This window comes from Klebsiella sp. PK01, from assembly GCF_057624675.1.
The window spans coordinates 55219-68076 of record NZ_JBYEZM010000006.1; the positions used below are offsets into that span (position 1 = coordinate 55219).

Genomic DNA, 12858 nt, shown 5'->3' on the forward strand with positions numbered 1-12858 from the left:
CAAAAAGCCCCGATTGTCCGGGGCTTTTTCATTTCAGGCTCTCAGGCCGCCGGCGTCGGAATTTGAGGCGTTGTGGGCGTAGCCGCGTCGGGCTGCGGCTTGCCCGTTCCTGGCTCGGGTAGCGGCGCGGCAGTCGCTTTTTGTTTACGGGCGATATCATCCAATATCAGCCGATAGGCAATATAGTATTTATAGATATTGCTGACGTAGGTTACCGTCTCAGCGCCGATTTTTTCCGCGGCGAGATTCTCAACGTTGCCAAACCAGATGTTCGGATCAAAACCGCGTTTTTGGGTTTCCGTACGTAGACGCGCGATGCGCGCCGGGCCCGCATTGTAGGACGCGAACGAAAATAGCGCTTTATTCAGCGGCGTCATTGGCTGATCGCCATAGTAATGATCAATCATCCAGCGCATATACTTCACGCCGGCATGAATGTTGGGATCGATTTTCTTAATATCGCCAACTTTCAGCTCCTTGCCGGTGGCGGGCATGACCTGCATTACGCCGATTGCGCCGACGTGACTACGTACCGATTGATTGAGCCGCGACTCCTGATATCCCTGGGCTGCCATCAGCAGCCAGTCGACATCATAGCGTTCGCCATATTTTCTAAAGATGTCTACCATCTGCAAAAACTTAGCTCGTTCTCTGTTGGCTGCGGCATTTTTAACGTAGGTCGCGCTTTTCAGGTAGCGCAGCAGAATCGTGTTTCCCAGGGTGCTGCCTTGACGATTATTCTTCACGAAGGTATTCAGCACCGCGAGAAGCTGTGGGTTATCTTTGCGGACCGCCCAGGCGATGCTACCGCCATCTCGTAACACAACGTCTTCATGCACCTGAATTTTGGGAAACACCTGTTTCCAGAAAATCGCTTTATGGCGATCCACCACGATCAGAGGAATCAGGCCAGCATTAAGCATTTCGAGAAGATCCTCATCTTCGAGCGCCTCCGGCGCCTCCTGCAGAATGACCGGCGGCAGCGACGCTTTGGCAAAGCGGGCGTTAAGCGCCTGCAAACTTTCGTAATAGCTGGAGGAGCGTCGAACAAACACGGTTTTACCGGAAAGCTGCTCCAGGCTTTTCACGTTGGGCGATGATGGCCCAGAAACTAATAGCTCTTTGACATCGCTATAGAGCGGGGTGGTAAAGGCGACCTGCTCCTGACGCGATGAAGTAATGGTGAGATTGGCGGCGGCGATATCCCCCTTACCTTCATTCAACGCCTTGAACAGGTTATCCCGCGTCACCGGGATGAAAACGATCCGCACTTTGAGGTGTTTCTGCTTCAGCTTCTTCTCTTTTGCCAGTCTGCTATTGAGATCTTTTTCTAAAGCGATGAAAAGATCGTGGGTGGCGCCGCGCTGGGTCCCCTTATCGATAAAAAAGAAGGTCTTGCTGTAGGTCGTTAATACCCGGATCGCCCGCCGGTTGATCATATCGGGAAGATCGCCTTTTTGCGGCTGCATGATGTGATCCATATTGATGGCCAGCTCCGCTTTGTCCTTTTGCGCCGGCGGCGATTTATCCGTCGAAGCCGCTGAAGCGGAGAAGGCAAACACGATGGCCAGAAGGCAGCCGGAAACCATCGCCAGACGACGTTGAAAACCGAAGATGTTCATGATGCGGCACTCTGCAGGGAGATGGTTATATTTTAGTCAATGCAAACGCGCCCCTGTGCCTTTTTCTACTTACCTCTCCCGGGTTCAGCGCGACGTAGGTGGTATTGTCCTGATTGCGAGAATACAAAAGAAAGTGACGCTTCTCCTACCATAGAATATTTTCGCTTTGCGATCGCTAATTGCTTATCCCATCCAGGTGAATATCAAAATGATATTTTTGTCTGCTATTTAAAATATATTGTAAGGTTATTTATAACCTTTGCATGGTTATGTTTTTTTAGTATTAATACATAATTCGTAGAATGCCCGGATTAGCTTACTTCAAGAGTGGTATGGCCGATGTGTGTCAGGGTTGGTCTATATCACACTATTAATAACCTGCCTTGCAGATAACGGCCTGGAGTGCTATCACTAAATTCTCTCTCAGATTTTACTTACAAGGATGGAAGATGAAATGGACGATTCTTAACACCCTTATCTGCCCGCATACTGGCGTTGCCTTTTCGTCAATATCTGGGCTACGGTTTCTCAAGTTTATTATCTGGTATGAGGCTGAGCTTTTATTAATTCCCGGCGAAACCATGAAACTTTATTCATCTAAAGTTTTAATTAATGATCGATATCATTCATTAAAAATTTATAACATCACGCGTTACGACGATAAACAGTGGGAAACCTTAAGAGAGCGGCCAACCTGCCCGTACAATTTCGAGGTCGCGGAGCAGGAATCTTGTCTTTATCAATCGTATTGTGCGGTTAAGCGCTGCCCAAACGAGCGTCTACGACCGATGTTATGCGAACAATATTAGCAGGGGCCGGGAAGAGCATCGCTGTTGCTGAAAATAAAAAAGCTTCCCGCAGGAAGCTTTTTTATCAGGTCATCATCATTGGCCATTCTGGCGGCGTCTGGCTCATGACTTCAACCATGACATCTTTAATGTTGCCCCAGATTTTAGCAACATCCACCATGGTGATGCCTAACAAGCCGGTAGCAAACCAACAGGCGGCAGCCAGACCCAGGCAGCTACAAATAATCGCTAAGCCGGCATAGTCGCTTTTACGTAATTGAATATTCAACGAACTGGCCAGGAACATCAATACCGCGCTCACCAGGGGCCAGCGCAAAAGTACGACACTGGTAGTAATGGAAGCCATTAACTTATCCTATCTCTCAAAGAAAGTCGGGAGCCTTAGACAACCTGGCGCGATTATCAATAATGAGACGCTCTGGCTATCGGCGGGCACTTCAGGGAGTGATGAAACGACGATTTTGTTTCATCAACTTGTGTGAACTATATCACATTTGCTGATTTATTCGCCAGACAAAAAATGACCTTTTTTGACATTTTAAACCACGTTATTAATAGGGTTAATGGCGGCGGAATGCGCGCCAGCATGTCTGGTGTCTGTTTTTCGACACCGTTAAGGACTGGACCTGGACTGCCGATAATTGTTCAACGGGTTTTGTTACTTATTACGAGTAATTGTACGGAGAAACCGAATTAGTAAGTGGCTAGTGTCTTAATTATTACGAGAATGTTTCTCGATCCATCTATAAGTAAGTATGATTCATCATTATTAGGTGTGAGGTTTTTACATAAACGTGTTCGTTGCTGAAATTCGCTGTTTTTTATAACAGTCGGTAATGCCTGGTTTTTGTCCTTATACCGTGATTGAGGCGTATCGCATGGATAAAAAGCGGAAATGAGTCGTAACGCGCCGCATAAGGCGTTAAGAATATTCTTCATCATACTGGTGGTTGTGCTGCCGGTGGTGTTGGCGTTGTGGTTTGCGCAAATCAGAGCCCGGGAAGAAATCTCAGATAGACTGCAATCGTTTTCGCAGCTGGCGCTGCAAAAAACGGAAATGGTCATTCATGAATCCGAGCAGGCGCGCGAAAAAGCCATGCACTTTACCGGGGCAATGTGTTCCCCGCAGCATCAGCAGTACATGTTAAATATCGTGCGCGGGCTACTGTATGTTGATGACCTGATTTATGCGAGCGGTAACACTTTCCTCTGTTCCACCGCGGTCCATCCCGAAGAGGGCTGGAGAATAGCTGCCGCGAATTATACTCGAAAGCCCGACGTCTCCATTTACTACTATCGTGATACGCCGTTTTATCCCGGCTATGATATGAATTATATGCAGCGCGGGCATTATGCCGTGGTGGTTAACCCTCTCTCTTATAGTTCGGTTATTTCCAGCGATAAAGATTTAGCTTACGGCGTCTTCGACACCAAAACGAACATGTTTTTCTCCGTGAGTAAAAACGTTGATGCCAGGGAATTACATCGTCTTATTCGCCACGAAGACGCTTTTTTCAACCAGGATGGCCGGGTTTATACCGTCGCCCATTCGTCGATTCGACCGATTGCGGTCATCATGTCCACCTCGCGCGCCAGCTATTATGCCAGCCTCTACGACCAGATTACCTTGACCCTGCCGTTAGGCATTATTTGCAGCATTTTGATTCTGATGGTCTGGTCGCGAAGCCGTCAGCAGTATCATTCACCGCGCAATAAACTGCAGCGAGCGTTAAGCCACCGACAACTGTGCCTGCATTACCAACCTATTATCGACATCAAGAATAACCGCTGCGTCGGCGCCGAGGCGCTGTTACGCTGGCCGGGGTTTGACGGTCCGGTGATGAGCCCGGCGGAGTTTATTCCGTTGGCGGAAAACTCAGGCATGATTGCTCAGGTGACGGATTATGTGGTCGACGAGTTGTTCAACGATCTTGGCGAATATCTGGCCAGACATCCACAGCTCTATATCGCGATTAATCTTTCGGCATCGGACTTCCACTCCGCGCGATTAATTGCGCAGATCACTGAGAAGGCCCGCAGCTATGCGGTTTGCGTGAAGCAAATTAAAATTGAAGTCACCGAAAGAGGATTTATCGATGTGCCGAAAACCACACCGGTGATTCAGGCGTTCCGCGAAGCGGGCTACGAAATAGCCATTGATGATTTCGGTACCGGTTATTCCAACCTGCATAACCTCTATTCGCTCAATGTCGATATTCTGAAGATTGATAAATCCTTTATCGATACGCTGACCACCAACAGTACCAGCCATCTGATTGCCGAGCATATCATTGATATGGCGCGTAGCCTGCGTTTAAAAACCATCGCCGAAGGGGTAGAAACGCTGGATCAGGTGGATTGGTTGCTTAAGCGCGGCGTGCAGTTTTGTCAGGGATGGCATTTTGCCAGGGCTATGCCGCCACAGGAGTTTATGCAGTGGCTCGCCAAGTCCCCGATCTTACTGCGTACGCCGCACGACGGTCGTCAGGCGGAAATCTGATGACGGTAATCGCTGGGAGTGCGATCGAACTCCCGGCGGAATACCCGCGAGAACGTCTGCTGCGAGACGTATCCCAAATCCATCGCAATATCAAAAATAGGACGTTGCGTGGTTCTCAGCGCTTCAGCGGCGAGCAGTAGCCGGCGCTGGCGAATGTAATCACCCAGCGTCTGGTGGGTAACGGTACGGAACATTCGCTGCAGATACCATTTCGAGTATCCCGATTTTTTAGCGACTACATCAATGTTAAGTGGTTGATCGATATGTTCATCAATCCATTCAATAAGCGTTTGGATAATATCCTGATGGGACATAAAGCGGCCTCTCTCAATTCTCGATTCGTCGTTTTGTCTGTCGGCGAGTATAATTCCTCAAGTTAACTTGAGGTAAAGAGCTTTATGGAAAATAAACCAGCACGCATCAAAATGCTGCTCTCCCCTGGGGAGGTGGCGAAACGAACCGGCGTCGCCGTCTCGGCGCTACACTTTTATGAAAGCAAAGGGCTTATCCGCAGCCAGCGCAACGCGGGCAATCAGCGGCGATATCGCCGTGATGTGCTGCGAGCAGTGGCGATCATCAAGATTGCGCAACGTATTGGTATTCCGCTGGCGACCATCGGCGAGGCATTCGGCGTCTTGCCGGAAGGGCATAATCTGAGCGCCAAAGAGTGGAAACAACTGTCGTCGCAATGGCGGGAGGAGTTGGACCGGCGTATCCACACCCTGACCGCGCTACGTGACCAGCTCGACGGCTGCATCGGCTGCGGCTGTTTATCGCGCCGCGATTGTCCATTACGCAACCCTGGGGATAAGTTGGGTGAAGAGGGAACCGGCGCACGCCTGCTGGAAGAGGATTAATCGTGATACCTGCAAAAAACTAAAGCGCCACAACAGGGCGCTTTAGTTGTTTTCCGGTCTTTGTCTTTCGCATTATCCCGCTGGCTCACGGGAGGGTTTCCCCCGACGTCGACTCCCCTCAGGTATTGCGCAATGTGTTGAAGGAGGTTCCGGATTGCGTCGACAATGTAATTGTGGCACAGCCTGATGATTTTGCCTGTTGGCGTTGCCGAAATTTTTCCGTCATTGGTCGCCTGTTTCTATAGTTAATTTGAACGAACAACAGGAGAGCGCCATGTTGACGGTCCATCACCTCAACCAATCCCGCTCGCAGCGCGTGCTGTGGGCGTTGGAAGAACTGCAATTGTCTTATCAGGTCGTCTGCTATCAGCGTGAAAAAAACATGCAGGCGCCAGCGGAACTGAAAAAAATTCACCCGTTGGGTAAATCGCCGGTGCTTGAGGATCAGGGCGTGGTGCTGGCAGAGTCCGGCGCGATTCTGGAATATCTGCAGGAAACCTACGATAGCGCCCAGCAGCTGAGGCCGCAGGGGAGGGAAGATAAACTGCAATATCGCTTCTGGCTCCATTATGCCGAGGGATCGTTAATGCCCTTGCTGTTGATGAAGCTTATCTTCGCCAGCCTCGGCAAGCCGCCGGTGCCGCTTGGTATGCGCACCCTGGGCGGGGCGTTGGGCAAAGGGGTACAAAAAGCGTGGCTGGATAGACAGTTGGCGACCCATGCGGCATATATTGAACAGCATCTGGCTCGTCAGCCGTGGTTTGCCGGCGGCACGCTGAGCATGGCGGATATTCAGATGAGCTTCCCGGTGATGGCCTTACTGGCGCGCGGCGGCATTCAACACCTGCCGCACACCCGGCGTTGGCAGCAGCAGGTGGAGTCACGTCCGGGGTGGATTAACGCTATTGAGCGCGGCGGGCCATTTACCCTGCCTGGCGGTTAATACGCCAGAAATAGGATTAAAACATATAAAAATGTTAATGCATTGCGCACTGACGATAACGTTTGCGCATCGTTTGTCTATTTCCTGAGCTTTGGCGGCGAAATTTGGCAAAATACGACAAACTTCAGTTGAAAAGGGCCAGCTAAAGACAGGATAATCGTTTGCCTTTTTACTTTGCTCGTTTTTTCCCCTGCCGACAGGGGGAGCAAAGACATTCCATATACCGCATTGTATGCGCGGAGTTAAACGTTTGCTTTTTCTCAGCCTCCCTCCTGGCGCCGGGAAACAGCACAAGGAGATGGCGTTTAACTGGCAGTGGACGGTCCATCACGCATGCAAGCGAACGATCAAAATTTTCAGGGGAAGTTTTCTATGTCTACGCCTTCAGCGCGTACCGGTGGTTCTTTAGACGCCTGGTTTAAAATTTCAGCTCGCGGCAGCTCCGTACGTCAGGAAATTGTTGCCGGATTAACGACCTTCCTGGCGATGGTGTACTCCGTCATCGTGGTGCCGGGAATGTTAGGTAAAGCTGGCTTTCCGCCTGCGGCGGTGTTCGTCTCGACCTGCCTGGTAGCGGGCGTCGGTTCATTAGTGATGGGCCTGTGGGCTAACCTGCCGCTGGCTATCGGCTGCGCGATTTCGCTGACCGCGTTTACCGCTTTTAGCCTGGTGCTGGGGCAGCACATTAGTATTCCGGTGGCATTAGGCGCCGTGTTCCTGATGGGGGTTTTGTTCACCATTATCTCCGCTACCGGTATTCGTAGCTGGATCCTGCGCAACCTGCCGCAGGGCGTGGCGCACGGCACCGGCATCGGTATCGGCCTGTTCCTGCTGCTGATCGCCGCCAACGGCGTCGGTCTGGTAATTAAAAACCCGCTGGACGGCCTGCCGGTTGCGCTGGGCAATTTCGATAGCTTCCCGGTGATGATGTCGCTGATTGGCCTGGCGGTCATTATCGGTCTGGAAAAACTGAAAGTGCCTGGCGGCATTCTGCTGACCATCATCGGTATTTCCATTATCGGACTGATTTTCGATCCGAACGTCCATTTCTCCGGGATTTTCGCCATGCCGTCGCTGAGCGACGACAAAGGCAATTCGCTGATTGGCAGCCTTGATATCATCGGCGCGCTGAACCCGGTGGTGCTGCCAAGCGTGCTGGCGCTGGTCATGACTGCGGTATTCGACGCCACCGGTACCATTCGCGCGGTGGCCGGCCAGGCTAACCTGCTGGATAAAGACGGGCAGATCATCAACGGCGGCAAAGCGCTGACTACCGACTCCCTGAGCAGCGTGTTCTCCGGCGTGGTGGGCGCAGCCCCTGCGGCGGTGTATATCGAATCGGCAGCCGGTACGGCGGCGGGCGGCAAAACTGGCCTGACGGCAGTCACCGTTGGCGTGCTGTTCCTGCTGATCCTGTTCCTTTCTCCGCTCTCCTATCTGGTACCGGCCTACGCGACCGCGCCAGCGCTAATGTACGTTGGCCTGCTGATGCTGAGCAACGTGGCGAAAATCGACTTCAATGACTTCGTTGATGCGATGGCGGGGCTGATTACCGCGGTGTTCATCGTGCTGACCTGCAACATCGTGACCGGCATCATGATCGGTTTTGCATCGCTGGTGATTGGCCGCGTGGTATCCGGCGAATGGCGCAAGCTCAATGCGGGCACCGTGATCATCGCGGCGGCGCTGGTCATCTTCTACGCCGGCGGATGGGCGATTTAACTTTTCCTGCTAACGACGGGCGGCTTTGGCCGCCCGTTTAATTTTTAAGCCACATCCTGTTTCCTTTTGCGTTAATCTGAGTAGCGTATCATTTCGAGACATGACGCCTCAGATGTAAAAAAAGAAAACGCAGCAAACAGGGAACACATGGAAATATTCTTCACCATACTCATCATGACCCTCGTGGTCTCTCTCTCAGGGGTGGTTACACGTGTACTGCCCTTTCAGGTCCCACTACCGTTAATGCAAATCGCCATCGGCGCGCTGTTGGCCTGGCCGACCTTTGGTTTGCACGTTGAGTTCGACCCTGAACTCTTCCTCGTTCTGTTTATCCCGCCGCTGCTGTTTGCCGATGGCTGGAAAACGCCGACCCGCGAGTTTATCGAGCACGGCCGGGAAATCTTCGGCCTGGCGCTGGCGCTGGTGGTGGTCACCGTGGTCGGTATCGGCTTCCTGATTTACTGGATTGTGCCGGGGATCCCGCTGGTTCCGGCATTTGCTCTTGCGGCGGTGCTGTCGCCGACCGATGCCGTGGCGCTGTCCGGTATTGTCGGCGAAGGGCGGATACCGAAGAAAATCATGGGCATCCTGCAGGGTGAAGCGCTGATGAATGACGCTTCTGGCCTGGTGTCGTTAAAATTTGCCGTTGCCGTGGCGATGGGCACGATGGTGTTCACCATTGGCGGCGCCACCGTTGAGTTTCTGAAGGTGGCGATTGGCGGCATCCTGGCCGGTTTCGTGGTCAGCTGGCTGTATGGCCGCTCAATGCGTTTCCTCAGCCGCTGGGGCGGCGATGAACCGGCAACGCAAATTGTGCTGCTGTTCCTGCTGCCGTTCGCTTCTTACCTGATTGCCGAACATATCGGTTTCTCGGGGATCCTGGCGGCGGTGGCCGCGGGGATGACCATCACCCGTTCCGGGGTGATGCGTACCGCGCCGCTGGCTATGCGCCTGCGCGCCAACAGTACCTGGGCCATGCTGGAGTTCGTGTTTAACGGCATGGTGTTCCTGCTGTTGGGCCTGCAGCTGCCGGATATCCTGTCGAGCTCGCTGGTGGCGGCGGAAGCCGATCCGAACGTTGAAACCTGGATGCTGTTCACCGATATCGTGCTGATTTACGCCGCGCTGATGCTGGTGCGTTTCGGCTGGCTGTGGACGATGCGTAAGCTCAGCCAACGCTTCCTGAAGAAGAAACCGATGGAGTTTGGCTCCTGGACCACCCGCGAGCTGCTGATCTCCTCCGTCGCCGGGGTGCGCGGGGCGATTACTCTCGCCGGTGTGCTGTCGATTCCGCTACTCTTACCGGACGGTAACGTCTTCCCGGCGCGTTACGAGCTTATCTTCCTGGCCGCCGGGGTGATTCTTTTCTCCCTGTTCGTCGGGGTGATCGCGTTGCCGATTCTGTTGCGGCGTATTGAGTCCACCGACCACGTACAGCAGCGCAAAGAAGAGCGTCTGGCGCGCGCCGCGACGGCGGATGTGGCGATTGTCGCGATTCAGAAAATGGAAGAACGCCTGGCGGCGGATACCAAAGAGAATATCGACAACCAGCTGCTGACCGAGGTGAGTTCGCGCGTCATCGGTAACCTGCGTCGCCGTGTGGATGGGCGTAACGATGTCGAAACCTCGATGCTGGAAGAGAGCCTTGAGCGCCGTTTCCGTCTGGCGGCGCTACGTTCGGAACGCGGTGAGCTGTACCACCTGCGCGCGACGCGGCAAATCAGCAACGAGACGTTGCAGAAGCTGCTGCACGATCTCGACCTGTTAGAAGCGCTGTTAATCGAAGATCAGTAACCTTAAGTCCCGGTAAGCGCGACGCTTATCGGGGCTACAGCACTGTGCGATTTGGTAGCCCGGAGAAGGCGCAACGCGCCGCGTCCGGGAAAAACCCTTAAAAAGTTGCCAACCGATAACAGTATCGACAGTCTATATGTAGCCCCGGTAAGCGTTAGCGCGACCGGGGAGTTACTCCAGCCAGAACGCTTTACTGCATTCCAGCCACGCCTCGGCGCTGCGCGACATATACACCCCTTCCCGCCAGATCATCCCTAATTCCCAACGTAATTCGCTCTCCAGCGGGATCCAATAAAAATCCTCGGCATCAAGACGCTGGCAAATCGGCTCCGGCAAAATCGCCACGCCAATGCCCGCCTGCACCATTGCCGCCAGAAAATCCCACTGACCGCTGCGCACGGCGATACGCGGCTTGACATCACGCTCGGCAAACAGGCGCATCAGCTGTTGGCTGAGGGCGAAATCTTCGTTGTAGATAACCAATGGATACTGCGCCAGCTTTTGCGGCGAGATCGAGGTGATATCCTGCCACTGCGCTGTCTTCGGCACGAGGACACAGAGCGGATGGCTAAAGAGCGACAGCGTGGTCAGGCCGCTGGACTCATCGACCGGTAGCGCGGTCATCGCCAGGTCGAGTTCGCCGTTGCTAACCGCCTGCTGCACCGTCAACCCGCCGAACTCGGAAATTTTCAGCTCCACGCCGGGATAACGCAGGCGAAAGCGGCTGATGGGCTCAGCCATCAACATGCCGACCATCGGCGGGATCCCCAGGCGCAGTACGCCTTTATTCAGATGGTTAATATCGCTGAGTTCGGCTTTTAACTGGCTGAATTCGCCGAGTATCGCCTGCCCGCGTTCGAAGACTACCCGGCCGGTATCGGTTAATAACAGCTTGCGGCCATCACGGATAAGCAGGGTGCAGTTGAGCTCATCTTCCAGATTTTTGAGCATCTTGCTGATGGTGGGTTGCGTGACGAAGAGTTTCTCCGCCGCGCGGGTAAAGCTTTGCTGGCGGACGACTTCGACAAAATACCGCAACGTACGTATATCCATGATTATTCCCTGAGACTATACCTGTGATGATTTTAATTCATTTCTGTCCACAAGGGCGGCTCTCTATACTGCACCCCTGACTTATTTTTAGGGAATTCCGCTCATGGCCTTCGCGCCAGCACGTGTTGCGCCTTTCGTGATGCAACGTCTTCAGGTACCGGTTCAGGTACTGCTCTATGCCGGGTTGTTTGTCTGCGCTGAATATCTGGTTAATTGGCTACATCTCCCGCTTCCTGCCAATCTTGTCGGCATGTTGATGCTGCTGATGCTTATCGTCTGCCGGGTGATACCGCTCAACTGGGTGCGCGCAGGCGCGCGCTGGCTACTGGCGGAGATGCTGCTGTTTTTCGTCCCGGCGGTGGTTGCCGTCGTTAATTATGCGCAACTGCTGATGGTGGACGGCTGGCGCATCTTCCTCGTCATCGCGTTAAGCACCACTATGGTACTGGGCGCCACGGCGTGGGTAGTGGATAAGGTGTATCGCTACGAAGTGAGCAGGCTGAAAAATGAGTGATTTTATCCTGAGCATGCTGTGCCTGGCGGTCACCCTCGGGCTCTATTTCGCCAATAAGCGTCTCTATCGCCGCTTCCATAAACTGCCGTTAATGCCGCTGGTGCTGACGCCGGTACTGTTGGTGCTGATCCTCGTCTTTGGTCATATCTCCTATCAGAGCTATATGGGCGAGTCGCACTGGCTATTATGGTTATTGGGGCCGGCCACCATCGCCTTTGCCGTACCGGTCTATGACAACATGGCGATTATTAAGCGTCACTGGATGTCATTGACCGCGGGAGTGGTGACGGCGTCGGTGGTCGCCGTTACCACTTCCGTTTGGCTGGCGCGTCTCTTCACTCTGCCTGACGAAATTCAGCGTAGCCTGGCGGTACGCTCGGTGACCACGCCGTTTGCGCTGGCGGCGGCGAAACCGCTCGGTGGCCAGCCCGACCTGGTAGCGCTTTTTGTGGTGGTCACCGGGGTATTCGGTATGGCGATTGGCGATGTGCTGTTCTTACGCCTGTCAATCCGCGCCGGTATGGCTAAAGGGGCGGGGTTCGGCGCGGCGTCGCACGGCGCCGGAACAGCCCGCTCCTATGAACTGGGCCAGCAGGAGGGCGTGGTCGCCAGCCTGGTGATGATGCTTTCCGGCGTAGTCATGGTGCTGGCGGCGCCGCTAGTTCGTTGGGCGATATTTTAAGATTCCGCAGTCTTACCTCGAAGGACAACGGGTAAGACTGCTGAGTTCACCCCGGTAAAATATTACGTATCCATAGGCTATTTATCTTAATTAGTATGAAATGTGTTTAGGTTATATTCTTAATTTCATTGTGGGATGTTTTTGTTGAATGCTGTTTGGAAAGATCTTATGTCATTTAATTTGTAAAAATATATTTCTAAATGACGGGTTATTTAATGAATTTAATAATGATTAAACAATTATTAATTTGTGCTGTGAATTATATGAATGCATAACATGCTGATAATATGTGTATTTGGTTTGTTTTTATAATAGGTGATTAATTCATTCTAATGGATGATGTTAGCAATACTTATTGAAAA

At 52.8% G+C, this 12858-nt stretch carries 12 protein-coding genes; 8 read left to right on the forward strand and 4 right to left on the reverse strand.

Annotation, left to right across the window (positions count from 1 at the left end; translation table 11 throughout):
- Window positions 1-41: 41 nt before the first annotated feature.
- Window positions 42-1622 carry an MltF family protein gene (locus tag AC22LX_RS19080; protein WP_045396737.1) on the reverse strand — a complete coding sequence of 527 codons (1581 nt, stop codon included), beginning with the start codon at window positions 1620-1622 and terminating at the stop codon, window positions 42-44.
- Window positions 1623-2071: 449 nt separating this feature from the next.
- On the opposite strand from AC22LX_RS19080, the gene iraM reads away from it, so the two are divergent.
- The gene (gene iraM / locus AC22LX_RS19085) at window positions 2072-2431 is read left to right on the forward strand and encodes an anti-adapter protein IraM (RefSeq protein ID WP_045396734.1); all 360 of its coding nucleotides are present in this window, start codon (window positions 2072-2074) and stop codon (window positions 2429-2431) included.
- A gap of 64 nt (window positions 2432-2495) precedes the next feature.
- Here the strand turns inward: iraM and AC22LX_RS19090 are convergent, their stop codons facing one another.
- On the reverse strand, window positions 2496-2777 hold the full coding sequence (locus AC22LX_RS19090) for a YjcB family protein (RefSeq protein ID WP_015704055.1): 282 nt from the start codon (window positions 2775-2777) through the stop codon (window positions 2496-2498).
- 549 nt (window positions 2778-3326) lie between these two features.
- Here AC22LX_RS19090 and AC22LX_RS19095 point away from each other — a divergent pair.
- On the forward strand, window positions 3327-4931 hold the full coding sequence (locus AC22LX_RS19095; protein WP_047045874.1) for an EAL domain-containing protein: 1605 nt from the start codon (window positions 3327-3329) through the stop codon (window positions 4929-4931).
- Here AC22LX_RS19095 and soxS read toward each other — a convergent pair.
- Complete coding sequence (gene soxS, locus AC22LX_RS19100; protein ID WP_015368734.1) at window positions 4916-5245, reverse strand: superoxide response transcriptional regulator SoxS; 330 nt, start codon at window positions 5243-5245, stop codon at window positions 4916-4918. The genes AC22LX_RS19095 and soxS overlap by 16 nt on opposite strands.
- 84 nt (window positions 5246-5329) lie before the next feature.
- Between soxS and soxR the strand changes: the two genes are divergently transcribed.
- The 4 genes from soxR (at window position 5330) to AC22LX_RS19120 (ending at window position 10247) form a co-directional block, all read left to right on the forward strand.
- A complete protein-coding gene (soxR, locus tag AC22LX_RS19105) occupies window positions 5330-5788 on the forward strand; it encodes a redox-sensitive transcriptional activator SoxR (protein ID WP_045396728.1) in 459 nt (152 codons plus the stop codon).
- Window positions 5789-6062: 274 nt separating this feature from the next.
- Window positions 6063-6731: a glutathione S-transferase family protein gene (locus AC22LX_RS19110; RefSeq protein WP_045396725.1), complete on the forward strand. Its 669-nt coding sequence runs from the start codon at window positions 6063-6065 to the stop codon at window positions 6729-6731.
- 372 nt (window positions 6732-7103) lie between these two features.
- Window positions 7104-8453, forward strand: coding sequence for an NCS2 family permease (locus tag AC22LX_RS19115; RefSeq protein ID WP_015704058.1), 1350 nt, complete (start codon window positions 7104-7106; stop codon window positions 8451-8453).
- A gap of 147 nt (window positions 8454-8600) precedes the next feature.
- On the forward strand, window positions 8601-10247 hold the full coding sequence (locus AC22LX_RS19120) for a Na+/H+ antiporter (protein ID WP_015368729.1): 1647 nt from the start codon (window positions 8601-8603) through the stop codon (window positions 10245-10247).
- Window positions 10248-10418: 171 nt separating this feature from the next.
- Here AC22LX_RS19120 and AC22LX_RS19125 read toward each other — a convergent pair whose 3' ends face one another.
- Window positions 10419-11300 (reverse strand): LysR family transcriptional regulator, encoded by an 882-nt coding sequence (locus AC22LX_RS19125; RefSeq protein ID WP_487334143.1) that lies wholly within the window; start codon window positions 11298-11300, stop codon window positions 10419-10421.
- 103 nt (window positions 11301-11403) lie between these two features.
- On the opposite strand from AC22LX_RS19125, the gene AC22LX_RS19130 reads away from it, so the two are divergent.
- Both AC22LX_RS19130 and AC22LX_RS19135 read left to right on the forward strand, forming a co-directional pair.
- A complete protein-coding gene (locus tag AC22LX_RS19130) occupies window positions 11404-11814 on the forward strand; it encodes a CidA/LrgA family protein (protein WP_045398169.1) in 411 nt (136 codons plus the stop codon).
- The gene (locus AC22LX_RS19135; protein ID WP_045398166.1) at window positions 11807-12496 is read left to right on the forward strand and encodes an LrgB family protein; all 690 of its coding nucleotides are present in this window, start codon (window positions 11807-11809) and stop codon (window positions 12494-12496) included. The genes AC22LX_RS19130 and AC22LX_RS19135 overlap by 8 nt, the downstream gene beginning before the upstream one ends.
- Window positions 12497-12858 lie beyond the last annotated feature (362 nt).

Excerpts from the sequence above, each read along its gene's own strand:
- soxR (WP_045396728.1), top strand. The coding sequence starts at position 5,330 with ATGGAAAATAAACCAGCACGCATCAAAATGCTGCTCTCCCCTGGGGAG.
- AC22LX_RS19080 (WP_045396737.1), bottom strand. The coding sequence starts at position 1,622 with ATGAACATCTTCGGTTTTCAACGTCGTCTGGCGATGGTTTCCGGCTGC.
- AC22LX_RS19125 (WP_487334143.1), bottom strand. The coding sequence starts at position 11,300 with ATGGATATACGTACGTTGCGGTATTTTGTCGAAGTCGTCCGCCAGCAA.
- AC22LX_RS19135 (WP_045398166.1), top strand. The coding sequence starts at position 11,807 with ATGAGTGATTTTATCCTGAGCATGCTGTGCCTGGCGGTCACCCTCGGG.
- AC22LX_RS19095 (WP_047045874.1), top strand. The coding sequence starts at position 3,327 with ATGAGTCGTAACGCGCCGCATAAGGCGTTAAGAATATTCTTCATCATA.
- AC22LX_RS19130 (WP_045398169.1), top strand. The coding sequence starts at position 11,404 with ATGGCCTTCGCGCCAGCACGTGTTGCGCCTTTCGTGATGCAACGTCTT.
- AC22LX_RS19120 (WP_015368729.1), top strand. The coding sequence starts at position 8,601 with ATGGAAATATTCTTCACCATACTCATCATGACCCTCGTGGTCTCTCTC.
- AC22LX_RS19090 (WP_015704055.1), bottom strand. The coding sequence starts at position 2,777 with ATGGCTTCCATTACTACCAGTGTCGTACTTTTGCGCTGGCCCCTGGTG.
- soxS (WP_015368734.1), bottom strand. The coding sequence starts at position 5,245 with ATGTCCCATCAGGATATTATCCAAACGCTTATTGAATGGATTGATGAA.
- AC22LX_RS19115 (WP_015704058.1), top strand. The coding sequence starts at position 7,104 with ATGTCTACGCCTTCAGCGCGTACCGGTGGTTCTTTAGACGCCTGGTTT.
- AC22LX_RS19110 (WP_045396725.1), top strand. The coding sequence starts at position 6,063 with ATGTTGACGGTCCATCACCTCAACCAATCCCGCTCGCAGCGCGTGCTG.
- iraM (WP_045396734.1), top strand. The coding sequence starts at position 2,072 with ATGAAATGGACGATTCTTAACACCCTTATCTGCCCGCATACTGGCGTT.